Source organism: Flavobacterium piscis, from assembly GCF_001686925.1.
Taxonomy (GTDB): Bacteria; Bacteroidota; Bacteroidia; order Flavobacteriales; family Flavobacteriaceae; genus Flavobacterium; species Flavobacterium piscis.
Genome location: NZ_LVEN01000027.1, coordinates 872376 through 899284, shown reverse-complemented (window position 1 = coordinate 899284; position 26909 = coordinate 872376). Strand labels below are relative to the sequence as shown.

Genomic DNA, 26909 nt, shown 5'->3' with positions numbered 1-26909 from the left:
TATAATTTATATTATGTAAAATAGAATATTTTAAAAACCTTCTACTTACATTTCTTTCTTCATTCTTTTTTCGCTTATAAAAACAGATTGCTTAGCCATCAGCGAATTCTTTAGAATTAATTATGCCTCTATTTTGAAACACACTCAAAAGTTCAAATGATAATAATGTTTTTAAAATCCTAAAAAGCATTTTTTAAAGTCTAGAAATCAGTTAATTTTAACATTTTCTTAAAATAATTACATTCTCTCAAAGATGCTTTCATTGTAAGAGTTTATTTTATTATTTTTACATTCGATACTTTAAAAAAATTATCAAACGTATGAATACAATTGCTGAGCATATTGCAGATTTTTTAAAAGAATACCCGCCATTTGATAACTTAACTTTTCAGGAATTATCTGATATTGCTACAAACATTCGTGTAATCAATTTAGAAAAACACGCTGTACTTTTTCAAATAAACGACTTACTTCATGATAGTTTTTATGTTGTGGCTTCGGGTGTCATAAATTTAACCACAATTGCTGATGCCGAAGAAACTATTATAAACAAATGTCATGAAGGTGATATTTTTGGTTTACGTCCGTTTTTTGCCAAAAATAATTATATGATGACTGCAAAAGCACGCGAAGAAAGCATTATATACGCTATTCCTATCGCTGTTTTCAGACCTTTTGTAGCCAATAACTCTGATGTATTAAACTTTTTGCTGGAGAATTTCGCCATCAATTCAAGACATGCAAAAGACAATGTAAACTCTAATGGAAAACTGATATCTGACACTGCTTTCTATGTAGATCAGCAATCAGAAATGCAATATATTCAGTCACTTGCATACAATAATTCACCATTAACAACTGAGTCTAATCGTATCATTAAAGATGTTGCGATCCTGATGACAGAATCTATGGTAGATAATATCGTTATTTGCGAAAACAACAATCCGATTGGTATTGTAACCAATGCCGATTTATCCTCTAAAATTGCAACTGGCCGTTATCCTATTACAGAAACAATTGACAAGATCATGTCTTCTCCGGTTGTCACGGTAATCGAAAATGTTTCTCTGGCTGAAGCGCAATTGCTTATGCTTAAAAATAATGTAACGCATTTATGTGTTACCAAAGACGGTACAAGCAAATCTGCTGTAAAAGGAATTATTTCTGAACATGATTTAATTGTGGCTCAAGCTAGTAATCCTGGTGTTTTAATTAAAGAAATCAAACGTTCTCAGCTTCCTAAAGACTTAAAACAAATACGTGATCGCTTGTCTGATTTGATTCAGAATTCAATTCAAAAGAACATTCCGATTTCACATATTAGCAATATTGCAAGTGAAATTAATCTGGCAATAATAAAACGTGCTGTCGAATTATCTATTCTGGATTTAGGCTCACCTCCTGCCCGTTTTGCCTGGTTAAGCATTGGTAGCCAGGGTCGTAAAGAACAATTATTATTAACCGATCAGGATAGTATTCTTATTTTTGAAGATGTTTCGCCAGAAAAATACAGAGAAGTAAAAGATTACTTTTTAAGACTAGCCAAAAGAACAACTTCTATCTTAGAAAAAGTAGGTTACGAATATTGTCCAAACGGACATATGGCCAGCAATATGTTATGGTGTAAATCACTGACAGACTGGACAAAGCAATACAATAGCTGGATGAATACTCCAGGTGAAAACAGCAACGATTTAAGCAGTATTTTCTTTGACTATGAAATTGTTTTTGGAGAACCGAAAATCGAAGAAGTGATAGAAAATGTTATTTTTAAGAATGCTGTCAACAATACGTTATTCTTCGACTTTTTAGGTAATGACGCCTTAAAGAAAAATTCTCCTTTGAGTTTCTTCAAGAAATTTATCGTGGAAGAAGAAGGCCCGCATAAAACAAAATTTGATATCAAAACACGCGCATTGATGCCCTTAATTGATGCTGCACGTTTGTTAATTTTAAATGCCAATATCAAAGGAATTAAGAACACCTATTTACGATTCAAACAATTGGCTATAACAGATTCTAAAAATGCTGAAATTTATTTAAGCTGCGCCGAAGCTTTTTTAACGTTATCAAAATTTAGAACTATTGAAGGATTAAAGAATGATGACTCAGGACAATATATAAATTTGCGAGAAATGTCTAAAACAGACAAAGAAAAGTTAAAAAATGCCTTAACCCCAATGAAAGACCTTGAGGAACTGATTAAGAGTAAATTTCAACTTACACAATTCTCATAAGTATGCTAGACTGGATTAAAAATATCAATAAAGACTATCCGGACTTCTGGAAAGACTACCTGACTAAATTCGAAACAAAACCAAACAGATTTGTAGTTTTATCTACTGAGACTTCCGGGTTAAACCCCAATAAAGATGTTATCTTATCTTTGGGTGCTTTTTCAGTAATTGATGATGGAATTGTAATAAAAGACAATTTCGAAGCTGTTCTGCTTCAATACAAATTTTTGCAGGATAACGGACTTTCGAATGAGTTTATTATTGAAAGCAAAATGCTTAAAATGCCTGAACCAGATGCTATTGAAGCATTTGTTAACTTTATAGGCAATTCTATTTTAGTAGGGCATCATATTAATTTTGATATCGAAATGCTAAATTCGGCTTTAGAGCGTCTGGATTGTGGAAGATTGAAAAATGAAGCATTGGATATCGACATGATGTACAGAAAATTAATGGATATCAATGACAAGCAGTTTTCTTTGGATGATTTAAGTGAAATTTACAAAATTCCAAAAAGTGATCGAAATTCCTCTTCTGAAGATGCGTATAAAATTGCACTGTTGTTTTTGAAGTTGAAATCTAGATTAGGGATTAAGTAAAAAAAATAAACCATATAAGTTATATAAGGAAATTTAAGTTTTAAATTGTCAAAATTTTTGTAGTGAAATTTTGTCATTCCGAGGAACGAGGAATCTCCGTAAGAGACTCTACAAAGATTGGCAATTTTGTTTGCGGAATTACTTGCGGAGATTCCTCGTTCCTCGGAATGACAAAATTGAGCTGAATCATTTTGCGGGACTTCGACTTCACTAAGTCTGACAATATTAAACTTCGTTAATTTACACATATAAAAAATGCCTCTTAATTTTTTAAGAGGCATTTTTATTTATCTATTTATTTTTAAAATTAAGAAATTCTTTCGTTCTTAATTTCTTCTACAATTTCAGGATTCAATAACGTTGAAGTATCTCCAAAATTAGAATAATCGCCTTCGGCAATCTTACGTAAAATTCTACGCATAATTTTTCCTGAACGTGTTTTTGGCAAACCAGACACGAACTGAATTTTATCCAGTTTTGCAATTGGCCCAATATGATCAGAAATGTATTGATTGATCTCTTTGGTTAAATTTGCTCTGTCTCTATACTCTCCTGTTTCTTTTAGAATTACGAAACCATATAAAGCATTTCCTTTAATATCATGTGGAAATCCAACAATTGCAGATTCAGCCACAGCAGGATGCTCGTTGATCGCGTCTTCGATAGGAGCTGTACCTAAATTATGTCCGGAAACAATTACAACATCATCTACTCTACCAGTGATTCTGTAGTAACCAACTTCGTCTCTTAAAGCTCCGTCTCCTGTAAAATATTTTCCAGGGAAAGACGAGAAATAAGTGTCTTTATAACGTTGGTGATCTCCCCAAATCGTTCTGGCAATTCCTGGCCATGGAAATTTGATACACAAACTACCCACAACCTGATTTCCTTCTATTTCATTACGTTTTTCATCCATTAAAACGGGTTGAATTCCCGGTAAAGGCAAAGTTGCATAAGTTGGTTTTGTTGGTGTTACAAAAGCAATTGGAGAAATCATGATTCCGCCAGTTTCTGTTTGCCACCAAGTATCAACCACCGGACATCTTTTATCTCCAACATGGTCATTAAACCAGTGCCATGCTTCTTCGTTGATTGGCTCTCCTACTGATCCAATTACTTTAAGCGATTTTAGAGGATATTTTTGAATATAATCTAAACTTTCTTTTGCTAATGAACGAATAGCGGTTGGAGCTGTATAAAACTGAGTTACTTTGTGTTTTTCGATAATATCCCAAAAACGGCTAAAATCCGGATAAGAAGGAACTCCTTCAAAAATTACGGTTGTTCCACCGTTTAATAATGGTCCGTATAATATATATGAGTGACCGGTAATCCAGCCAATATCTGCAGTACACCAGAAAATATCATTTTCTTCGTGACTAAAAACGTTTTTAAAAGTATAGGCAGTATACACCATATATCCGGCTGTGGTATGTACCATTCCTTTAGGCTTTCCTGTAGATCCTGAAGTATACAAAATAAACAAAGGATCTTCGGCATCCATTATTTCGGCAACACTATTATCTAAAGCTACGTCTAATAAAGGCTGTAACCATTGGTCACGTCCTTCTTTCATTTTAACCTCTGTGTTTGTTCTTTTTACAACCAAAACACCAGAAACAGTTGGGCAGGTATCTAATGCCTCATCTACAATTCCTTTTAGATCAATGTTCTTATTTCCTCTGTAACCTCCATCTGAAGTAATTACCATTTTACACTCGCAATCGTTAATTCTTGCAGAAACAGCAGAAGCTGAAAATCCAGCAAAAATAACCGAATGAATTGCTCCTATTCTGGCACAAGCCAATACTGCAACTGCTAATTCAGGAATCATTGGCAAATAAATACAAACTCGGTCTCCTTTGCGAACTCCCTGCTCACGCAAAACATTCGCCATTTTCGAAACTCTTTCGTATAGTTCGTTATACGTTATATGTAAAGCACTTTCTGAGGGATCATTTGGTTCAAAAATAATCGCCGTTTTTTCTCCTCTTTTACTTAAGTGTCTATCGATGCAATTCTTGGTAATGTTAACTTTTGCGTCAGTAAACCACTTCACTTCGGCATCAGCCATATTAAAATCAACTACTTTCTCCCATTGTTGGTACCAGGTAAAATTTTCTTCAGCAATCTTTCCCCAAAACTTCCTTGGCTCCCTTATTGACTTATTGTAATGTTTAAAATATTGTTCTAAATTTTCAATTTTATAATAACTCATATGTTTGTGGAATTTTTTTATAAATGTATTAAATATCAACGTATTCTTAAAATTATTTAATTCATAAATTTTGTCTAAAAAAAACACATATTAAAAAAAATATAAGCTTTTTATACGTTTACTGCAAAATTTTACTTTTTTTAACAAAAAAGCATGTTGCAAAAAAGGCATGATAAATGAATACCATGCCTTTATTTTAACAATCTCAATAACAATTAATTTTGTAATTCTGTATTACAATGCAATATTCTATTTCGAAAATAGCAGCATCCTTATTAATTATAATGACTTCAACAAGTATATTTTTTGACAATATACACCTTCATTAGGGATTAGCTTCACTTAACTTGCTTACTAGTAGAAGCTAAGTGAATGCAATATGCATCTATATCCATTTTTTTTAATAAGTGCTTACTAATTCAAAATATCATATAAAACAAAGATACAGTGCAAATTCCACAATCGAATCTGTGGTAATTCCCAATTTATTATCCAATTTTTTTCATTGCAGTCATCGATTCTCTCAACCATGCTCCTACTTCTTCAATAGGATGTTGACGAATTTCTTTATTTACCGCAATTAAGATAGCATTATCTACTCCGTTAGAAGTTGAAAATGGTTTTCCTATAATGTTAGTTTCAACAGTTTTCATGTAATTTTCCAATAACGGTTTACAAGCGTGGTCAAATAAGTAACAACCATATTCTGCTGTATCCGAGATAACACGGTTCATTTCAAATAATTTTTTTCTTGCTATGGTATTAGCAATCAATGGCAATTCGTGTAAGGACTCATAATATGCTGATTCTTCAATGATTCCAGCTTCAGTCATTGTTTCGAAAGCCAATTCTACACCAGCTTTAACCATTGCAATCATTAAAACGCCATTATCAAAATATTCCTGTTCAGAAATTGGAGCATCCGTAGGAGCTGTTTTCTCAAAATTAGTTTCTCCTGTAGCAGCTCTCCATGTCAATAAATTCTTATCATCATTAGCCCAGTCAATCATCATTGTTCTTGAGAATTCTCCTGAAATGATATCATCCTGATGCTTTTGGAATAAAGGACGCATGATGTCTTTTAATTCTTCTGCAATTTCGTAAGCTTCGATTTTTGCAGGATTAGACAAACGATCCATCATGTTTGTAATACCACCATGTTTCAAAGCTTCAGTGATTGTTTCCCACCCGTATTGAATTAATTTTGAAGCATAAGCAGGATCAATTCCTTTTTCAACCATTTTGTCAAAACATAAAATAGATCCTGTTTGCAATAATCCGCAAAGGATAGTTTGCTCACCCATTAAATCTGATTTTACTTCAGCTACAAATGATGATTTTAAAACTCCTGCTTTGTGTCCTCCGGTTGCTACAGCATAAGCTTTTGCCTGATCTAAACCAAAATTGTTTGGATCATTCTCCGGGTGAACTGCAATAAGTGTTGGTACACCAAATCCTCTTTTATATTCTTCACGAACCTCAGAACCAGGACATTTAGGAGCACACATAATTACTGTAATATCTTTACGAATCTGCATTCCTTCTTCAACAATATTAAAACCGTGAGAATATGCTAAAGTCGAACCTTGTTTCATTAATGGCATAATGGCAGTAACTACAGCAGTATGTTGTTTATCTGGTGTTAAGTTACAAACTAGATCAGCAGTTGGAATTAATTCTTCGTAAGTACCTACTGTAAAACCGTTTTCAGTAGCATTTTTATAAGAAGCTCTTTTTTCAGCTATTGCATCTGCACGTAATGCATATGAAATGTCTAATCCAGAATCTCTCATATTTAAACCCTGATTCAAACCTTGTGCACCACAGCCTACAATAACAACTTTTTTTCCTGCTAAAGCTGCAATTCCGTCTGCAAATTCTGACTGCTCCATAAATTCGCAAACACCTAATTGTTCTAATTGTAATCTAAGTGGTAATGTATTGAAATAATTTGCCATTTTGTTTTTAATATTTAATGAATGTTGTATTTTAATAATTGATAATATATAACTAAGATGATACTATTTGAATGTTTCTAACAAACTTGAAATTTCCATTTTTTGTTTAGAAACCGATATTCTGCCCGAACGTACAAATTGCATAATGCCGTAAGGTTTAAATTTCGCATACAATTCTTCAATTTCAGAACGTCTTCCTGATTTTGAAATCACGAAGAAATCACGAGAAACGGTTACTATTGTTGCCTGGCTTTCTTTAATGATATTTTGAATTTGTTTTTCATCAAACAACAAACTTGAAGCGATTTTGAATAAAGCATTTTCAAGGTAAATAGTCTCTTCATCAGTGTGATAAAAAGCTTTTATTACTTCAATTTGTTTTTCAATTTGTCCAACGATATTCTGAACCCACTTCTCAGTTGTATTTACTACAATAATAAATCTTGAAACATTCTCTATTTCTGATTCTGAAACGTTTAGACTTAATATATTAATGTGTCGCTTTAAGAATATTCCTGATATTCTATTCAACAAACCCACATTATTTTCTGAGTATACCGATATGGTAAATGTTTTATCTTCCATGTTATTTTTTAGTTTTTTTTGTTTCAGGTTTCAGGTTTCAGGTCCTACAACCTGAAACAAAAAAAACCTGAAACCTGAAACTTTTTCCTAGCTTAATCTAATTTCAGAAACACACGCTCCTGTTGGAATCATTGGGAATACATTATTCTCTTTTTCGACCATAACTTCTAAGAAATACGAATCTTTTGAAGCCATCATTTCGGCTACAGCAGCATCCAAATCTTCTCTTTGTGTTACTTTTTTAGATTTAATGTAATATCCTTCTGCAATGGCGACAAAGTTTGGATTGGTCATATTTGTCGAAGCATATCTGTTATCGAAAAATAATTCCTGCCACTGACGCACCATTCCTAAAAATTCGTTGTTTAAGATGACAATTTTCACAGGAACTTTAGTCTGGAAAATTGTACCTAATTCCTGAATGGTCATCTGAAATCCTCCGTCTCCAATAATGGCAACTACTTCACGATCCGGTCTTCCCATCTTAGCTCCAATTGCAGCTGGCAATGCAAATCCCATAGTTCCTAAACCTCCTGAAGTAATATTACTTTTGGTGGTATTAAACTTAGCATAACGACAAGCAAACATCTGGTGCTGTCCTACATCTGAAACAATAATGGCATCACCTTTTGAGTGTTTGTTAATCATTTCCATAGTTTCGCCCATAGAAATACCTTTATTATTCGTTGGGTTCAGCTCTTCATTTATAACCGTCTCTACTTCTATCTTAAGTAATTCTTTAAATTCATTATGCCACAAATCATGTGATTTTGATTCAATCAATGGCAATAAGGCATTCAGGGCTTCTTTTACATCTCCTAAAACAGCTACTTCGGTTTTTACGTTTTTATCAACTTCCGCAGGATCAATTTCAAAATGAATAACTTTTGCTTGTTTTGCGTAAGTCTTTAGATTTCCGGTAACACGATCATCAAAACGCATTCCTAATGCAATTAAAACATCACATTCGTTTGTCAGTAAATTTGGTGCATAATTTCCATGCATCCCTAACATCCCAACATTTAATGGATGATCCGTAGGTAAAGCCGAAAGTCCTAAAATTGTCCAACCTGCCGGTATTCCTGACTTTTCGATCAATGCTTTTAACTGTTCTTCGGCCTGACCAAGAATTATTCCCTGACCAAAAACGATAAAAGGTTTTTTAGCACTATTAATTAAAGTAGCAGCTTCGGCAACTTTGTCCAGATTTAATTTCGGAACCGGAACATAACTTCTAATTGCCGTACATTTTTCGTAACTAAATTCGAACTCATCAAACTGAGCGTTTTTAGTAATATCAATCAATACAGGCCCCGGACGACCGGAACGTGCAATATAAAATGCTTTTGCAATGATTTCAGGAATTTCAGAGGCTTCTGTAACCTGATAATTCCATTTGGTAACCGGAGTCGAAATTCCGATAATATCCGTTTCCTGAAAAGCATCAGAACCCAATAAATGTTTTCCAACCTGGCCTGTAATACAAACCATTGGTGTGGAATCGATTTGAGCATCTGCAATTCCGGTAACTAGATTTGTTGCTCCAGGTCCTGAAGTAGCAATCGCTACACCAACTTTTCCTGTCGCTCTGGCGTATCCCTGAGCTGCGTGTGTTGCACCTTGTTCATGGCGTACCAAAACATGGTGTAATTGGTCCTGAAATTTATATAATTCGTCATAAACAGGCATGATTGCTCCTCCCGGATACCCATAAACCAAGTCTACTCCTTCTGCTAATAAACATCTTATAACGGCTTCTGCCCCTGATATTTTCATAGTATATTTTGTTTTATCAATTTCAAAATTCAATATCAATATCAAAATTCAATGGCAATGTCAAAAATCAATTTCAACGATAAATTCTAAATTGATTTTTTGTTTTTTTTGCTATTTGATTTTTGATATTGTTATTGTCATTGTCATTGATTTTTGATATTGTTATTTAATTAGTTATCGGTAACACAACCTGTAGAAGCGCTTGAAACCGATCTTGCGTATTTAAGCAAAACTCCTTTTGTAACTTTCAACGGTGGTTGTACCCAAGCCGCTTTTCTAGCTGCAAATTCTTCGTCAGAAATTTTAAGATCAATGGTGTTTTTTACAGCATCAATGGCAATTAAATCTCCATCTTTTACCAGTGCAATACCACCACCATCATAAGCCTCTGGTGTAATATGTCCTACGACAAAGCCATGTGAACCTCCAGAGAACCTACCGTCAGTGATAAGAGCACAAGTACTTCCTAATCCGGCCCCAATAATGGCCGATGTAGGCTTCAGCATTTCAGGCATCCCTGGACCACCTTTTGGTCCACAATACCTGATGACGACTACACTACCCGGTTTAATTTTTCCGGCTTCAAGGCCTGGAATTACTTCAAATTCTCCTTCAAAAACTACAGCCGGACCTTCAAAATATTCTCCTTCTTTTCCGCTGATCTTTGCAACAGCACCTTCAGAAGCAAGATTCCCATATAAAACCTGAATATTTCCTGTTGGTTTTAATGCTTTTTGAATTTCATGAATTACTTCTTGTCCATCTTGTAAATCCGGAGTTGAAGCCAAGTTCTCAGCTACAGTTTTCCCGGTAACTGTCAAACAATCTCCATGAATCAATCCTACTTTCAATAAATATTTCATTACTGAAGGAATTCCTCCAACTTCATGAATATCTTCCATCATATATTTACCACTTGGCTTCATGTCGGCCAATACTGGCGTTCTGTCATTAATAGCCTGAAAATCATCCAAAGTAATCTTGACATCAACCGCATGAGCCATTGCAATTAAGTGCATCACTGCATTTGTAGAACCTCCTAAAACGGCTACTATTGTAATAGCATTTTCGAAAGCCTTGCGAGTCATAATATCTCTTGGCTTAATATCTTTTTCTAATAAAATTTTAATAGCAGCTCCAGCAGCCATACATTCGTCTCTTTTTTCCTGACTCAATGCAGGATTAGAAGAACTATATGGCAAACTCATTCCTAATGCTTCAATTGCTGAAGACATAGTATTTGCAGTATACATTCCCCCGCAAGCTCCCGCTCCCGGACACGCATTTTGAATTACACCTTTAAAATCTTCCGGAGTAATTTCGTTTTTTACTCTTTTTCCTAGTGCCTCAAAAGCAGAAACAATATTAAGAGATTCTCCTTTCCATTTTCCTGAATGAATTGATCCTCCGTAAACCATCATCGACGGACGATTTAATCTTCCCATTGCAATCAAAGCACCAGGCATATTTTTATCACAACCAGGAATCGCAATTACACCATCGTACCATTGTGCCCCCACAACTGTTTCAATAGAATCAGCAATTACATCACGGGAAACCAATGAAAAACGCATCCCTTCAGTTCCGTTTGAAATTCCGTCACTAACACCAATAGTATTAAAAATAAGTCCGACCAGATCCACATCCCAAACACCCTTCTTTACATCTTTTGCTAAATCATTCAAGTGCATGTTGCAAGTATTACCATCGTAACCCATGCTTACAATACCAACTTGTGCTTTTTTCAAATCTTCTTCAGTTAAACCAATTCCGTACAACATCGCTTGCGCGGCAGGTTGTGTTTGATCTTGAGTGATGGTTTTGCTGTACTTATTTAATTCCATTATTGTATTATTTTATTTTAATTTTTATTCAAAAAAAAACCTTCCAGTATTTGGAAGGTTTGTAATATAGTTTTTCAATTATATTTATACCATTCCCGATGCAGATGTGCTAAACACATTGACAACAACGACAGAAGTAATAATAATTGAGATTTGCATCATTTATTTTTTAGTGTCACAAAAGTATGAAAACTTACAGGACTAAAAAAATAAAATCTCAACATTTCACATACTTCTTGTTATTTATTTCATTATTTTAATAAAAAAACTAAACAATTGTCGACTGACCGATATGAACATTGTCATTATTAAAATATAGCAAGTCATCCTTGCTGAAAATAAAATTAGAAACAAACTCCCCTACTTCATTTGTACCGAATTTTGAATCTGGTTTTAAATCAACAGTAACAACTTTATATTCGATTGCTTTTTCAACCGCCTGATAAATTACATTCGCTTCTTTGAATAAACCAAAATGCTCTAACAACATTGCAGCTGATAAAATCGAAGCAATTGGATTGGCAATATTTTTTCCTTTTGCCTGAGGATAAGAACCGTGAATTGGTTCAAACAAAGCATTTTTTTCTCCTAAAGATGCTGATGCCAATAAACCAATTGAACCTGTAATAACGCTTGCTTCATCTGATAAAATATCTCCAAACAAATTCTCTGTCAAAATCACATCGAATTGTTTTGGATTTAAAATAATCTGCATTGCTGCGTTATCCACAAATAAAAAATCTAAAGCAACATCAGGATAATTTAAACTCACTTTCTGAACTACTTTTCTCCATAATCTTGAGGTTTCCAAAACATTTGCTTTGTCTACCATTGTCAGCTTTTTGCGTCGGTTTTGTGCCGATTTAAAAGCCAAATGTGCAATTCTGGTAATTTCTTCTTCTGAATATTCACATAAATCCGAAGCATGTGTTCCTTCTTCATTTAGTGTTTTAGCTCCAAAATAAGCACCACCTGTTAATTCTCTAAAAATAGTAAAATCAGCTCCGTCGATAATTTCTCTTTTTAAAGGAGAAGCATCAATTAGTGATTTATAAGGTTTTATAGGACGAATGTTCGCAAACAAACCCAGTTCTTTACGAAGCCTTAATAATCCTTGCTCAGGACGAACTTTTGCATTTGGATTATTATCGTATTTAGGATCTCCAATCGCACCAAACAAAACTGCATCAGTATTTAAACACAGATTCAGGGTTTGTTCCGGTAATGGATTTCCTGTTTTGTCAATAGCAATGGCTCCCATGAGCGCCTCTTCGAATACAAATTCATGATTGTACACCTCACCAATAGCATATAATGCTTTTTTGGCTTGTAAAATTACTTCTGGTCCAATTCCGTCTCCTGGTAAAACTGCTATTTTCAAATTCATAACGTCTCGTTCTTTATGTATTTAAATCCTTATTTTTTTTCTCTTTTAATTAACTTCTGATTAAATCACCTTCAATTTTTGAAGCCTCAATAATTTGATGTATATCTGCGTCTATCACTTCTTTTTTAATATCAGCAAACTTCAAAAATTCAATATACACAATGTCTAATTGTACTTTTGTAAGCTCGTAACCTACTTTTTTAGCACGGTAAGCCAAAGCAGCTCTTCCGCTTCTTGCTGTCAAAATAATAGATGATTCATTCACACCCACGTCAAGCGGATCCATAATCTCGTAAGTTGCTCTGTTTTTGATTACACCATCCTGGTGAATTCCGGAACTGTGTGCAAAAGCATTCGCTCCAACAATAGCTTTATTAGGCTGCACGATCATTCCCATACTTTCAGAAACTAATCGGCTCATTTCATTCAATTCTCTTGTATTAATGTTTGTGTCAAGATTTAAGTAAGGATGTTGTTTAAAAATCATTACCACCTCTTCAAGAGCGGTGTTCCCTGCTCTTTCTCCAATACCATTAATAGTACATTCTATTTGTCTTGCTCCATTTATCGCACCTGCAATAGAGTTTGCAGTTGCCATTCCTAAATCATTATGACAGTGACATGAAAGGATTACGTTTTCGATTCCTTTTACGTTTTCTTTTAGATATTTAATTTTTGCCCCGTATTCTTCCGGTAAGCAATATCCTGTTGTATCAGGGATATTTAGTACTGTTGCACCTGATTTAATCACTTCTTCACAAACTTTTGCAAGGAAAGCGTTATCAGTTCTGCCGGCATCTTCTGCATAAAACTCAACGTCTTCTACATAAGATTTTGCGTGTGATACGGCAAATTTTGCTCTGGCAATAATATCTTCTCTTGTGGTATTTAATTTATGAAGAATATGAGATTCAGATGTTCCGATTCCGGTGTGGATTCTAGGTCTTTTAGCATACTTTAAGGCAGCTGCAGCAACATCAATGTCGTTTTTTACGGCTCTTGTTAGTCCGCAGACAGTGGCGTTTTCTACGATTTTACAAATCTCAGAGACCGATAAAAAATCGCCCGGACTTGAGACAGGAAAACCTGCTTCGATAACGTCAACTCCCATTTTATCAAGTCGTTCTGCGATAACTAATTTTTGCTTAGTATCTAACTTACATCCTGGAACTTGTTCACCGTCGCGCAAAGTGGTGTCAAAAATTTGAACTTTCTCTCTATTCATATTCATTTATTTAATGTAATTTCACATCTTGATAACAAATATATATTGTACTTCTTCAGTACGAAATTCATTTTAATGAAATTATACTGTTCATAAAGCAATTTATAACGTATTAAATAACTAAAAACCAATAAGTTACACTATTATATTTTACAATGGCTAACCATCAAAAAGATTTCTTATTTGTATTAATAAAATCGCTTTCTAAATCCGAAAAAAGACAGTTTAAGATTTTTGCAAGCCGTTTAGAGACGAGTTCAAATACGAAATTCATCGAATTATTCAATATTTTAGATAAGTCTGAAAACTATGATGAAAAGCTTATTCTTAAGAGCGGTATCATTAAAAAAGTACAGTTATCTAACTTAAAATCATACTTATACAAACAAATTCTGGTAAGTATTCGACTGAATATTCCGAGCCAGAACATTCGTTATCAATTGCGCGAACAAATAGATTTTGCAGGTATTTTATATAATAAAGGTTTGTATAAACAGAGTTTAAAGATTCTGGATAAAACAAAAATCATTGCGCTGGAAAATGATGAAAAATATATGGCGTATGAAATTGTAGAATTCGAAAAATTGATCGAATCACAATATATTACCCGAAGTATTCAGGGACGTGCTGACGAATTGGTTATTCAGGCCAAAGAATTAAACTATCGAAATACAATTTCAAGTAAACTATCCAATTTATCGCTTCAGCTTTACGGAATCATGCTTAAGACAGGTTATGTAAAGAATGATGAGGAATATAAATATATTGACGATTATTTCAACAAACATATTGCCAAATTAGACGAAAGCAAGTTTGGTTTTCGCGAAAAATATTGGTTTTATAACGCTAATTTATGGCGTAGTTTTTTGGTACAGGACTTCCTGGCAAGTTATAAATATGCCTATAAATGGGTTACATTGTTTTACGGTAATCCTAATATGATTTACCAGAATCCGGTATTTTTTCTAAAAGGAAATCATTACTTTTTGGAATCACTTTATATGCTAAAGTACAAGTCGAATTTTAAAAAATATCTATCGCTTTTAGAAGAAACCATTCAGGATGAAAAATTTCCTGTAAACGATAACATTGCATCGCTATCATTTTTATATGTTTATAATAATAAATTAAACCTACATATTCTTGAAGGTACTTTTGCAGAAAGCGAATATTTGATTCCTGAGATTTTAGAGAAGATTAAAATACACAGCGAACATCTGGATGAACATCACGAAATGTTGTTTTTCTACAAAATTGCCTCTATTTATTTTGGAAGCGAAAAGTATAATGAATGCATTCTTTATCTGGATAAAATCATTAATAATAAAAACTTATCAATGCGGGAAGATTTGATGTGTTTTGCAAGGCTCTTGTCTTTAATTGCACATTATGAATTAGGAAAAGATTATTACCTTGAAAATCATCTTAAAAACACTTATAAGTTTCTAATAAAAATGAATGACCTTCATGAGGTTCAAAAGGAGATTATCAAGTTTTTAAGGAATCTGAACAACCTATATCCTGCAGATATCAAAAAAGAATTCATCAAAATGCGTTTGCGTTTTATTGAATTAGAAAAGAATACTTATGAAAAAAGAGCTTTTCTTTATTTAGATATTATTTCATGGCTTGAAAGTAAAATTGAGAATCGAAAAATTGCTGATATCATTAAGGAAAAGGCAAAGCTGAATAGTCGATGAAGGTGAAATTCCAAATTCTTCAAAATTCCAAATTCCAATAAAAAATCCTGAAAAGATCTTAATCTTTTCAGGATTTTTGTCATTTCTCTTCCGTCGAAATAACAAGATTGTCTGTATACAACAAATCTACATGTTTTATAAACGTGTTTAGATTAACTTCAATACTTTTTTATCTACAATAACAACAAGTAGAAGTTCCTGCCAGACAAACATCTCCTCTACCCGGTGTATTCGAAATAACTCCTCCGGCTTCGCCACATAATCTGTCGCATAATCCAATTGTTGGATTTACATACGGAAGTCCGCCGCCAAAAATTGACTTTTGAGCATTTTTACTAAGAATTTCAGCGTTTTTTAGGTCTTTTAAATTTTTCATAATAGTTTGATTTGATTTGTTTTCCTACTCTTAAGCTTTTCGGATTACGCTTTACTCATTCATTATCAAATTAATACAATCTAAAATAGAAAATTAAAACGGTAATATTCGTACATTTTATATAATTAACATTAGCAGGCAATTCTAATATAGAAAAAAAACAAACTTTAAAATTCCAAATTCCAGATGGCTTGTGATCAACTTTGACAGAGGTCTTTGCGTAAAGTTATTCAAATAAAAAATCCCAAACTCCAATCAATTGGAATTTGGGATTTCAAAAATTTTTGAATTTCAAAAAAAGTTATTCCACAATATTAGAAGACGTAACATAAAAATCTTTACTCACTTCTACTTTTCTGTTTTCATTATACGTTTTTTCTGATTTCCATTCTGTAGTTGGTTTTAACCAAATCTCTTCACCGTTTAGGGTTACTTTTACCGGCATATCAAATTTGGCAACACAATTTGTCCAGTGATAGCCAAAACTTCCATCTTTAAACATATATTCAAAAACAGGAATTTGAGTTGTAGTCAAATATTGCGCATAAACCCTGTTAAAGTTAATTCCGGATTGTGTATTGATGTAATCCTGGATTTGCTTTCCCGTAACGGTTTGATGATAAAAAGTACTATTTAAACCTCTTAAAATAGATTTCCATTTTGCATCGTCATTGATAACCTGACGCATCATATGCAGCATACTTGCTCCTTTTGGATACATATCACCTGATCCTTCATTATTTACATCATAATTTCCAATAATAGGTTTATCATTTCTAATACCTTTTCTGCATCCAATAATATACTCTGCAGCTGCATCTTTTCCGTAATAATATTCAAGAAAAAGACTTTCAGAATAGTTGGTAAAACTTTCATGTACCCACATATCAGCAATATCTTTATAGGTGATGTTATTGGCAAACCATTCGTGTCCGGATTCGTGAATAATGATAAAATCAAATTTTAGTCCCCAACCGGTTCCACTTAAATCACGACCTAAATAACCATTTTTATAGCCATTTCCGTAAGTCACACTGCTTTGATGTTCCATACCTAAGTAAGGAGCTTCGACCAATTTATAACTGTCTTCGTAAAACGGATAAGGTCCAAACCAGTTTTCAAAAGCCTTTAGCATTTTTGGAGCATCTTTGAATTGTTCTTTGGCCAAAGCCAAATTATAACTCAAAACATAATAACTACAATCTAAATCTCCTTTTTCTCCTTTAAATTTCTCAGAAAAGTTAACATAATCACCAATATTAATGTTTACGCCATAATTATTAATTGGGTTAGAAACATACCAATTAAAAGTTTTTGTTCCGTCTTTTTCTTTTTTAATGCTTTGTAATCTTCCGTTTGAAACATCCGTTAAATCTCCAGGAACATTTACGCTGATCAGCATATTTTCTACTTCATCATACATATGATCTTTGTTTGGCCACCAAACGCTGGCACCTAATCCCTGACAAGACGAAGCAATAAAATCTTTTCCGTTTTTATCCTTTTTCCATGTAATTCCGCCATCCCAAGGTGGATTTACAGCTTCTTTTGGTTTTCCTCCAAATGAAATTACAATATCTTTGGTCTCTCCTACTTTTTGTTTTTCATTTAAAGTAATAAAAAAAGCATTTCCGTCCCGCTCAAATTTTAATTCTTTCCCATTCTGGGTTACTTTCGTAATTTTCATTGGTTCCTGCAAATCAATTTGCATTTTATCAGACTCTGTTAAAACAGTATAACGAACAGTATTTGAACCGGTGATTGTTTTCTCTTTTGGATTTACTTTTACATCTAAGTGGTAATATTTTAAATCCCACCACGCTCTTTCTTTTGTAATGCTGCCGCGCAAAGTATCCTGATGTGTAAAAACTGTTTCAGACTTATTCATAAGTCCTTGTGCTTTGGCCGTAAAACCAATTAAAAAAGCGATAGAAACGCCAAAGAAGAGTTTTTTCATAGGGTATAGTATGATTTTAAAATAGATTTCCTGAAAACAGAAACTTAACTTTTCAAAATTAAACATTTTCAAACAGTTTTAGTTTAATTTAAACATGGAATTTTTTAGTATGAAATCAATTATTCTTGTCTATTTTAGCTTCAGTAATTTAGCATACAATTCGCTTATGAAACACAGTTTATTTTTTTTATTTATAGGCTTAATTGGTTCCGGACTATCATATTCACAAACACACCCCATTTACAAAACAACCGAAAAAATCACTATCGATGGTGATTTATCAGATTGGAAAGCGCCTTTTTCAGGACCATTTGTAGTTCATAGTTCCGGAGAAAGCGCCAGTCAGCATACCTTTGTTTCACTTTCGTGGAATGATCAAAATTTATATATCGCCTACCGTTCTGATGATTCTAAAATAATTGGGACAGCTCAAAAAAAAGATGCTCCAATTTTTAATTCAGATGATTTAGTAGAGTTTTTTATCGATCCTGATGGCGATGGTCAAAATTATATAGAAATTGGAGTAAATGCTTTTTCCTCTAATTATGATTTATTACTGAAATGTATATCACCAAATTGTGGCGGCTGGAATACCAACATGAATTTTGATATTAAAGAATTAGAAGCTATTAGTATAATAACTTCAGAAGGTTATACTACCGAAATTAAAATTCCCTTTTCGAATTTGCAAACCATCAAAAATGGCAATTTTACACCACCAAAAGTTGGAACAAAATGGAAAGGAAATGCTTTTAGAATTGATTACGGTAACACAACCGAATATCTTGCATTACAGTATTATAAAAGTTCAAAACATGGTTTTCACCAACCGGATGAATTTGCGGTTTTTGAGTTTGTGGAGTAGCGTTGAGATGGCACACAGATGAAACGGATTCGCTACGCGAAGACGCGGATCTTACACGGATTTTTTATTCTTTTTTATTAATAGAAATTTTTAGCACGCTGAGCTAAGTCGAAGTCCCGCAAAGTGATTTAATAAACCGGAATTTGTATTTGTGAAGTACTTTTTTCTAATCTTTAATTGATAAACTGTGGTATCAAATTAAATTTAACTTCAGAATAATGCACATCGTTACCCACTAAAAATCTAAAAACTTTATTATCTTCTTTCATTTTATAAATTTCAAATATAGATTTATTGGATTGAATATGAATGTTTTGTAAGAACCTATCATTTAAATCTCCATAAACTTTATAAGTTTGTAAAAACATAGAAATTCCTTCCTTTAAAACTTTAGGATTAGTAAACTCTCTAGGAAGAAATATGTTTATAAAAGAATCATTATCAATGTATATCTCTCCAGTGCTATCATTAATTGGACTAAAACTCCCATAAGCACTTTTTTCTAAAAACAAAATTAATCTTTGACCAGATTTTAACTCTTTAATTCTTGGATCACAAATCCATTCCTTCCAGATTTGAACCTTAATTTTTAAAGGTGAATTTCCTTTTACAAACTGATTTATTGTAAATTCATATTCATTTTTTGAAACTTTAGAAATGGTTCCATCCACAATTAACTCTGCTTTTGAAATAACAATTGAATAGGGCAATTCACGTTTTTTGAATCCGTAGTTTAATGTTGGAAACAAAAATAAAAACAGGTATAAAAATAGTTTCATAAAATTATTGCTTTTAGCTAAAGTAATAATTTTTATCAGACTGAGCGAAGTCGAAGTCCCGGAAAGTGATTTAGCAAATAGGATTTCGACTTCGCTCAGTCTGACAAGATTGTATAGAAAATACCTTAAACTACTTTTGGCGTTTCTTCAAAACATTCACAACATCATTCAACTGAAAGCCTTTTGCCTGCAATAAAATCAAATAGTGAAACAATAAATCAGCACTTTCACTTAAAAATAAATCGTCATTATCATCTTTGGCCTCAATAACTACTTCTACAGCTTCTTCACCAACTTTTTGTGCAATTTTGTTGATTCCTTTTTCAAATAACGAAGCTACATAACTCTTCTCAGAATCAGCATTTTCTCTACGTATTGCAATTGTTTTTTCTAAGCTAGAGATAAAACCGTAATTTTCTTTGTTTTCTTCCTGCCAGCAAGTATCTGCGCCTGTGTGACAAGTTGGTCCAACAGGTTTCGCCTGAATCAAAAGTGTATCGCCGTCGCAATCATTTTTAATATTGACCAATTCTAAAAAATTACCACTCTCCTCGCCTTTTGTCCAAAGTCTTTGTTTTGAACGGCTGAAAAAAGTAACTTTTTGAGTTTCTATTGTTTTCTGAAGTGATTCTTCATTCATATATCCCAACATCAAAACATTTTTTGTTTCTGAATCCTGAATTATTGCCGGAATTAATCCGTGTGAGCTTTTAATATCTATGTTCATATTTATTTTAGATTTTCGAGTTCAGATTTTAGATTACTGATCTCTTTATTTAGTTTCTTGCTTCTAGACTCTTGATTCTATTATCTAAAGCCTGACCTCAATATCATTCTTTCTCAATTCCTCCTTCAAAGCTTTGATTTCGATTTCTTTAAAGTGAAAAACACTTGCTGCTAAAGCCGCATCTGCTTTTCCTTTTTTGAAAGAATCTACAAAATGCTGAATATTTCCTGCTCCACCAGAGGCAATAATAGGAATATTGATCAATTCTGAAAGTTTCGCCAAAGCTTCATTCGCAAAGCCATTTTTAGTTCCGTCGTTATCCATAGATGTGAATAAAATTTCTCCCGCACCACGTTCTGCAACTTCTACAGCCCAATCGAATAAATTTAACTCAGTTGGTACTTTTCCGCCAACTAAATGCACAATCCATTGTCCATCAATTTGTTTGGCATCGATTGCGACAACAACACATTGACTTCCAAATTTCTGTGCCAAATCATTAATTAATTGCGGATTTTTTACTGCCGATGAATTAATTGAAACTTTATCAGCTCCATTATTCAACAGAATTTCAACGTCTTCAACAGATGAGATTCCACCACCAACCGTAAACGGAATATTGATTTTCTCAGCCACACTACGCACCATATTTACCAAGGTTTTACGACGTTCTTCAGTAGCTGAAATATCCAGAAAAACCAATTCGTCTGCACCTTCAGCGGAGTAAATCTCAGCCAATTCTACTGGATCTCCAGCATCGCGCAAGTCAACAAAGTTAACGCCTTTTACGGTTCTTCCGTTTTTTATATCCAAACAAGGAATGATTCTTTTTGCAAGCATTTTTTTAGTTGTTTCACAGAGATTCACGAAGATTTCACAGAGATCCACAAAAGATTTTTAGTGAATCTTTGTGTTTTGCTTTGCGTCTCTTTGCGGAATGCTCTAATTTTATTATTCAAATACAGGACTTAAAAACGTTCTCTCGTAACTTATAATGCATCTTGTGTCTTCGGCAATTTTAAAAGCTTCTACACACTCCTTATCGTCTTTTGAATACATTTGTTTTCGGTAATTTTCATAATCAGTTAAACTTGGAAAAGAAAACAGTGCATAAGCAATATTATTAGCTCCTTCCGAAGGCATAAAATAACCGTGATGCTGGCCTCCTAAACGATTCACTATCTTAATCCATCTTTTACCATAATCTTCAAATACCCCTAATTGATAAGGATCTATAACGTATTTTAAATGACAAGTTATCATAATCTTTTTTTTTAATGTGTCAATGCGGAAATAGATAATTAGATAATTTTTGCTCAATACTAGAAATTATCTAATTTTCTAATTGGCACATTATCTTATTTATACTATTTCCTAATTATATAGTTCTCCAGTTGTTTCAAACTGATTCTGCCTTCGTAAATTGCTTTTCCGATAATCGTTCCTTCACATCCTAAATGTGCTAATTTTGGTAATTCATCGAAAGTTGAAATTCCTCCTGAGGCAATTAGTTTTATTCCATTTGCTTCTTTCAAAATTTTGCCGTACAAATCAAAACTTGGCCCTTCAAGCATTCCGTCTTTGGCAATATCAGTGCAAATAACATACTGAATTCCTTTTATCTGGTATTCCTGAATAAACGGAATTAAATCTTCATCTGAATCTTCTAACCATCCTGAAACTGCTATTTTTTCATCTTTTGCGTCAGCACCCAGAATAATTTTCTCAGAACCGTATTCTGAAATCCATTTTTCGAAAATTGCCCTGTTTTTTACCGCAATGCTACCTCCGGTAATCTGACTTGCACCACTTTCGAAAGCAATTTTCAAATCTTCATCGGATTTTAAGCCTCCGCCAAAATCAATTTGCAAACTCGTTTGAGTTGCAATTTGCTCCAGAATTTTATAATTGACAATTTTACTTGATTTCGCACCGTCAAGATCTACTAAATGTAAATATTCGATTCCATGCGCCTCGAAGGATTTCGCGACTTCAAGCGGGTTTTCATTGTAAATTATCTTCGTATCATAATCACCTTTTGACAAACGAACACATTTTCCGTCAATGATATCTATGGCTGGTATTATTCTCATTTTTTGATATTTTAGATTTTAGAATTCAGATTTGAGATTATTTTAAAAATCGCTTATTCCTGATTTTCTAAAATTGATATTGTTATTGGAATTTGGAATTTATTCTTTGAAATTTAATTTAAGGAAATTCTCTAGTATTTTCTCACCAACAGCCCCACTTTTTTCCGGATGAAATTGCGTTCCGTAAAAATTATCTTTTTGCAATGCTGATGCGTATTCTAGTTCATAATTCGTTATTGCAATCGCTTCGGAGCAATTTGGAGCGTAAAAACTATGAACCAAATACATGAATTCATTTTCAGAAATACCTTTAAATAAATCCGATTTTAAATCGTAAATCTGATTCCATCCCATTTGTGGCACTTTTACTTTTGAGGTGAATTTAATTACATCAACATCAAAAATTCCCAAACCTTTTGTATCGCCTTCTTCAGATGATTTACACATCAATTGCATTCCCAGACAAATTCCTAAAACCGGTTGTTTTAAATTCGGAATCAAACTATCCAAACCACTTTCCTTCAGTTTTTTCATTGCCGAACTTGCTTCGCCAACTCCGGGAAAAATCACTTTATCAGCTTGTTGAATTTCTTCGGGATTATTACTCAAAACGGCTTTAAAACCAAGCCTTTCAATAGCAAACATTATGCTCTGAATATTTCCTGCGCCGTAATTTATAATTACTATTTTCATTAAAAAAGCTTTAAGCTTTAAGCTCTAAGCTTTAGGCCTAATGCCTATAGCCTATTGCTTATAGCGTTTTACAACATTCCCTTCGTCGAAGGCAAAATCATTTTTTCTGTATCTCTTTTCACTGCTACTTTTATTGCTTTTGCGAAAGCTTTAAAAATTGCTTCGATTTTGTGGTGCTCGTTTGTGCCTTCCGCTTTTATGTTGATATTCGCTTTGGCACCATCTGAGAAGGATTTAAAAAAGTGATAAAACATTTCTGTTGGCATTTTACCTACCATTTCGCGTTTGAATTCGGTTTCCCAAACTAACCAGTTTCTTCCGCCAAAATCAATGGCAACCTGCGCTAAGCAATCATCCATTGGAAGACAGAATCCGTAACGCTCGATTCCTAGTTTATTTCCGAGTGCTTTTGCAAAAACTTCTCCTAAAGCAATAGCAGTATCTTCAATCGTGTGGTGTTCATCCACTTCTAAATCACCCTTAACTAGGATTTCCAAGTCCATTTGACCGTGACGTGAAATTTGGTCTAACATATGATCAAAAAATGCTATTCCGGTTTCGATTTTACTTTTTCCGGTTCCGTCCAGATTTAGATCAATAAAAATATCGGTCTCATTGGTTTTACGTGTGATTGATGCCGAACGTGCTTCTAACTTCAAAAACTCATAAATTCTTTTCCAATCTGTTGTTTGCAGGATAATCGTATCGTTTAATTCTTCACGTTTTAACGAAATTTCATTAGTCCCAAATCCATCTGTCAAATTCATGAAAATTGCTTTTGCACCCAAATTTTTTGCCAATTCTACATCGGTCAAACGATCTCCTAATACAAACGAATTTGCCAAATCATATTCCGGATTATTCAAATATTTCGTCAGCATTCCCGTTCTTGGCTTGCGTGTTGGCGCATTATCTTCAGGAAAAGACCTGTCCACAAAAATATCATCAAATAAAACGCCTTCATTTTCAAAGGTTTTTAGAATGAAATTCTGCGTAGGCCAAAACGTATCTTCCGGAAAACTATCCGTTCCCAATCCGTCCTGATTGGTAACCATTGCTAATTCGTAATCTAATTCACTGGCGATTTTAGACAAATATTGAAACGCTTTTGGATAAAATTCTAATTTATCCAAACTGTCTAATTGTAAATTTTCCGGTTCTAAAACAATCGTTCCATCACGATCGATAAAAAGTACTTTTTTCATAATTTATTTTTTGAGAATAAAGAAAAAAGAGTAAAGAAAATAGACTTTTAATTCTATCCAAAAAAGCTCTTTCAATTTTTTCTTTCTTCTTTGCTCTATAATCTTTCTTCTATTTTAATAACTTCAATTCTTTAATCAGAACTGCATTTTCTTCTGGAATTCCAATCGTAAAACGCAGGCAATTTTCACATAAAGGCTGCGTTGTTCTGTTACGAATTACAATTCCTTTTGCAATTAATTCATCATATCTTTTATTGGCATTATCTACTTTAACCAAAATAAAATTAGCTTCTGTTGGATACACTTTTTCAACAAAACTTACATCAAGTAAAACTTTAAGTAATTCTTCTCTTTGCTCAATAATAGAAGCTATTTCCTTTTTAATTTTATCAGAATCATTCAAACGAGAAATCGCTCTCTGTTGTGTCAATTCATTTACGTTGTAAGGCGGCTTTATTTTATTTAAAACTGAAATTACAGCTTCAGATGCATAACAAATTCCCAAACGAATTCCGGCTAAACCATACGCTTTTGAAAGCGTTTGTGTAATTACTAAATTTGGATATTCATCCATTTCTGTCAACCAGCTTTCTTTATCCGAAAAGTCAATATAAGCTTCGTCAATTACAACCAAACCTTTAAAGTTTTGAAGTAATTTCACCACGCTTTCATCACTAAAAGAATTTCCTGTTGGATTATTTGGAGAACATAAAAAAATGATTTTCGTGTTTTCATCTACGGCTTCTAAAATTTTCTCCACTTGTGGCTGAAAATCTGTTGAAAGCAAAACTTCTCTATTTTCTACTGCATTAATGTTCGCCAGAACACTGTACATTCCGTACGTGGGCGGCAATGAAATAATATTATCAACTTTAGGTTCACAAAAAGCTCTAAATAGCAAATCTAAAACTTCATCACTTCCGTTCCCAAGTAAAATCTGACTTGATTTTACGTTATTATTCTTCGCCAAAATCGCTTTTACCGAACTCTGTTGCGGATCCGGATAGCGATTTACACCATTTTGAAACGGATTTTCATTGGCATCCAAAAAAATCATTTCGGCAGTATCAAAATCTTCAAACTCATCTCGTGCAGATGAATAGGGCTTTAATGTTTTTACGTTTTCGCGTGTTATTGTATTTATATTGAATTCCATTTTTTTTGTTTTAAGGAGAAGAAAGAATCAAGAGGCAAGAAGCAAGATTTAAATCTATACTTTTAACTCCCTTTCTCTTGCTTCTTGCTTCTTGACTCTATTTTCTTTACTCTATACTCTTTAATCTCAGCGTTACAGCATTTTTATGAGCCTGCAATCCTTCGGCTTCAGCCATAATTTCGATCGCTCTCCCTATATTTTGGATTCCTTTTTCTGATATTTTTTGAAATGTCATTGATTTCATAAAACTATCCAGATTTACACCGCTATAATTCTTAGCGTATCCGTTTGTTGGTAACGTATGATTCGTTCCTGAAGCGTAATCGCCAGCACTTTCCGGTGTGTAATTTCCAATAAAAACCGAACCAGCATTTACGATTCCATTGCAATAAAAATCATCAAATTCTGAACAGATTATAAAGTGTTCCGGTCCATATTCATTGATTAAATCCAATGCAATCTGATCATTTTCAACATAAATCAATTTCGAATTTTCAATCGCTTTTTTTGCAATTGCTTTTCTCGGAAGTGCTTCAATCTGAATTTGAATTTCTTTTTCAACAGCATCAATCAACTTGTTTGACGTTGAAACCAAAATTACCTGACTGTCGGTTCCGTGTTCTGCCTGAGATAATAAATCTGACGCTACGAATGCCGGAACCGCAGTATCATCAGCTACAATTAATAATTCTGACGGTCCGGCCGGCATATCGATTGCTACTCCAAATTGTGTTGCTAATTGCTTTGCTACTGTTACAAATTGGTTTCCTGGTCCGAAAATTTTATACACTTTCGGAATGGATTGTGTTCCAAATGTCATTCCTGCAATTGCCTGAATTCCGCCTACTTTTAATATTTTGGTTACACCGCACAAATTGGCGGTATATAAAATCGCCGGATTTATTTTTCCTGTTTTATCCGGAGGTGAACACAAAACTATTTCTTTGCAACCCGCAATTTCTGCTGGAACTGCCAGCATTAAGACCGTAGAAAACAAAGGCGCCGTTCCACCCGGAATGTATAAACCAATTTTTTGAATTGGTCTCTTTTCCTGCCAACAATTTACCCCTTCAATGGTTTCAACTGAAATTCGATCTGTTTTTTGAGCGGTGTGAAACTTTAATATATTTGATTTAGCTAATTGAATTGACTGCTTCAATTCATCTGAAATTGAATTGATAGCATCTTCAATTTCTTGTGGAGTAACTTCGTAATTGTCTAAAGTAATTCCGTCGAAAATAGAAGTGTATTTAGCAACCGCCTCATCACCTTTTTTCTTTACTTCTTTAAAAATTTCTTTTACCGTAACTTCGATATCATCGATCGTTTTGGTTGGTCTTTTTAATATTTCTGACCAGGTATCTGGTTTTGGATTGTCTATCTTATTCATAATTGTTATTAATTTATAAATTCCAATTTTTTAAATTACAAATTCCAATGCTTTGTGTTTTTTTAACCGCAAAGAGCGCAAGGTTTTTTAGTATTCTTACTTTTAAAAACGTTAATTAAGTTCGCAAAGCTGTTGTCGA

At 33.4% G+C, this 26909-nt stretch carries 22 protein-coding genes; 4 read left to right on the top strand and 18 right to left on the bottom strand.

The features are described 5' to 3' along the window. Nucleotides 1-320 precede the first annotated feature (320 nt). Both FLP_RS14250 and FLP_RS14245 read left to right on the top strand, forming a co-directional pair. Complete coding sequence (locus FLP_RS14250) at nucleotides 321-2237, top strand: DUF294 nucleotidyltransferase-like domain-containing protein (RefSeq protein WP_065450143.1); 1917 nt, start codon at nucleotides 321-323, stop codon at nucleotides 2235-2237. Nucleotides 2238-2239: 2 nt separating this feature from the next. Then, the gene (locus tag FLP_RS14245; protein ID WP_065450142.1) at nucleotides 2240-2836 is read left to right on the top strand and encodes a 3'-5' exonuclease; all 597 of its coding nucleotides are present in this window, start codon (nucleotides 2240-2242) and stop codon (nucleotides 2834-2836) included. 307 nt (nucleotides 2837-3143) lie between these two features. On the opposite strand, the gene acs is transcribed toward FLP_RS14245, so the two are convergent. The 7 genes from acs to FLP_RS14210 form a co-directional block, all read right to left on the bottom strand. Further along, nucleotides 3144-5054, bottom strand: a complete 1911-nt coding sequence (acs, locus tag FLP_RS14240; RefSeq protein ID WP_065450141.1) for an acetate--CoA ligase — start codon at nucleotides 5052-5054, stop codon at nucleotides 3144-3146. A gap of 488 nt (nucleotides 5055-5542) precedes the next feature. Next, entirely contained in the window at nucleotides 5543-7012 is a 1470-nt protein-coding gene (ilvC, locus tag FLP_RS14235; protein ID WP_065450140.1) for a ketol-acid reductoisomerase, read from the bottom strand. Between the two features lie 63 nt (nucleotides 7013-7075). After that, on the bottom strand, nucleotides 7076-7597 hold the full coding sequence (gene ilvN / locus FLP_RS14230; protein ID WP_065450139.1) for an acetolactate synthase small subunit: 522 nt from the start codon (nucleotides 7595-7597) through the stop codon (nucleotides 7076-7078). An 87-nt stretch (nucleotides 7598-7684) separates the two neighbouring features. Beyond that, entirely contained in the window at nucleotides 7685-9373 is a 1689-nt protein-coding gene (ilvB, locus tag FLP_RS14225; protein ID WP_065450138.1) for a biosynthetic-type acetolactate synthase large subunit, read from the bottom strand. Between the two features lie 170 nt (nucleotides 9374-9543). Continuing rightward, nucleotides 9544-11217 carry a dihydroxy-acid dehydratase gene (gene ilvD / locus FLP_RS14220; protein WP_065450137.1) on the bottom strand — a complete coding sequence of 558 codons (1674 nt, stop codon included), beginning with the start codon at nucleotides 11215-11217 and terminating at the stop codon, nucleotides 9544-9546. A 268-nt stretch (nucleotides 11218-11485) separates the two neighbouring features. Next, nucleotides 11486-12604 (bottom strand): 3-isopropylmalate dehydrogenase, encoded by a 1119-nt coding sequence (gene leuB, locus FLP_RS14215; RefSeq protein ID WP_065450136.1) that lies wholly within the window; start codon nucleotides 12602-12604, stop codon nucleotides 11486-11488. Between the two features lie 49 nt (nucleotides 12605-12653). Further along, nucleotides 12654-13829, bottom strand: a complete 1176-nt coding sequence (locus FLP_RS14210) for a 2-isopropylmalate synthase (protein ID WP_065450135.1) — start codon at nucleotides 13827-13829, stop codon at nucleotides 12654-12656. A 155-nt stretch (nucleotides 13830-13984) separates the two neighbouring features. Between FLP_RS14210 and FLP_RS14205 the strand changes: the two genes are divergently transcribed. Beyond that, a complete protein-coding gene (locus FLP_RS14205; protein WP_065450134.1) occupies nucleotides 13985-15529 on the top strand; it encodes a hypothetical protein in 1545 nt (514 codons plus the stop codon). 169 nt (nucleotides 15530-15698) lie between these two features. Here the strand turns inward: FLP_RS14205 and FLP_RS14200 are convergent, their stop codons facing one another. Together FLP_RS14200 and FLP_RS14195 are read right to left on the bottom strand one after the other, a co-directional pair. Further along, complete coding sequence (locus tag FLP_RS14200) at nucleotides 15699-15905, bottom strand: hypothetical protein (RefSeq protein ID WP_065450133.1); 207 nt, start codon at nucleotides 15903-15905, stop codon at nucleotides 15699-15701. A gap of 301 nt (nucleotides 15906-16206) precedes the next feature. Then, nucleotides 16207-17862, bottom strand: a complete 1656-nt coding sequence (locus FLP_RS14195) for a M1 family metallopeptidase (protein ID WP_065450132.1) — start codon at nucleotides 17860-17862, stop codon at nucleotides 16207-16209. 166 nt (nucleotides 17863-18028) lie between these two features. Here FLP_RS14195 and FLP_RS14190 point away from each other — a divergent pair, with 166 nt between their 5' ends. After that, nucleotides 18029-18727: a carbohydrate-binding family 9-like protein gene (locus tag FLP_RS14190; RefSeq protein WP_065450305.1), complete on the top strand. Its 699-nt coding sequence runs from the start codon at nucleotides 18029-18031 to the stop codon at nucleotides 18725-18727. A gap of 173 nt (nucleotides 18728-18900) precedes the next feature. Here the strand turns inward: FLP_RS14190 and FLP_RS14185 are convergent, their stop codons facing one another. From FLP_RS14185 to hisD, 9 genes are all read right to left on the bottom strand, one after another. Then, on the bottom strand, nucleotides 18901-19506 hold the full coding sequence (locus FLP_RS14185; protein WP_065450131.1) for a hypothetical protein: 606 nt from the start codon (nucleotides 19504-19506) through the stop codon (nucleotides 18901-18903). A gap of 130 nt (nucleotides 19507-19636) precedes the next feature. Continuing rightward, nucleotides 19637-20233 (bottom strand): bifunctional phosphoribosyl-AMP cyclohydrolase/phosphoribosyl-ATP diphosphatase HisIE, encoded by a 597-nt coding sequence (hisIE, locus tag FLP_RS14180; RefSeq protein WP_065450130.1) that lies wholly within the window; start codon nucleotides 20231-20233, stop codon nucleotides 19637-19639. Nucleotides 20234-20317: 84 nt separating this feature from the next. Next, nucleotides 20318-21073, bottom strand: a complete 756-nt coding sequence (gene hisF / locus FLP_RS14175) for an imidazole glycerol phosphate synthase subunit HisF (protein ID WP_065450129.1) — start codon at nucleotides 21071-21073, stop codon at nucleotides 20318-20320. Between the two features lie 111 nt (nucleotides 21074-21184). Beyond that, on the bottom strand, nucleotides 21185-21496 hold the full coding sequence (locus tag FLP_RS14170; RefSeq protein ID WP_065450128.1) for an NIPSNAP family protein: 312 nt from the start codon (nucleotides 21494-21496) through the stop codon (nucleotides 21185-21187). A 104-nt stretch (nucleotides 21497-21600) separates the two neighbouring features. Further along, nucleotides 21601-22326 (bottom strand): 1-(5-phosphoribosyl)-5-[(5-phosphoribosylamino)methylideneamino]imidazole-4-carboxamide isomerase, encoded by a 726-nt coding sequence (hisA, locus tag FLP_RS14165; protein WP_065450127.1) that lies wholly within the window; start codon nucleotides 22324-22326, stop codon nucleotides 21601-21603. A 99-nt stretch (nucleotides 22327-22425) separates the two neighbouring features. Beyond that, complete coding sequence (hisH, locus tag FLP_RS14160) at nucleotides 22426-23019, bottom strand: imidazole glycerol phosphate synthase subunit HisH (protein WP_065450126.1); 594 nt, start codon at nucleotides 23017-23019, stop codon at nucleotides 22426-22428. Between the two features lie 68 nt (nucleotides 23020-23087). Further along, complete coding sequence (gene hisB, locus FLP_RS14155) at nucleotides 23088-24224, bottom strand: bifunctional histidinol-phosphatase/imidazoleglycerol-phosphate dehydratase HisB (RefSeq protein WP_065450125.1); 1137 nt, start codon at nucleotides 24222-24224, stop codon at nucleotides 23088-23090. Nucleotides 24225-24333: 109 nt separating this feature from the next. Continuing rightward, the gene (gene hisC / locus FLP_RS14150; protein WP_065450124.1) at nucleotides 24334-25380 is read right to left on the bottom strand and encodes a histidinol-phosphate transaminase; all 1047 of its coding nucleotides are present in this window, start codon (nucleotides 25378-25380) and stop codon (nucleotides 24334-24336) included. 106 nt (nucleotides 25381-25486) lie between these two features. Further along, nucleotides 25487-26770 (bottom strand): histidinol dehydrogenase, encoded by a 1284-nt coding sequence (gene hisD / locus FLP_RS14145; RefSeq protein WP_065450123.1) that lies wholly within the window; start codon nucleotides 26768-26770, stop codon nucleotides 25487-25489. Nucleotides 26771-26909: the final 139 nt, after the last annotated feature.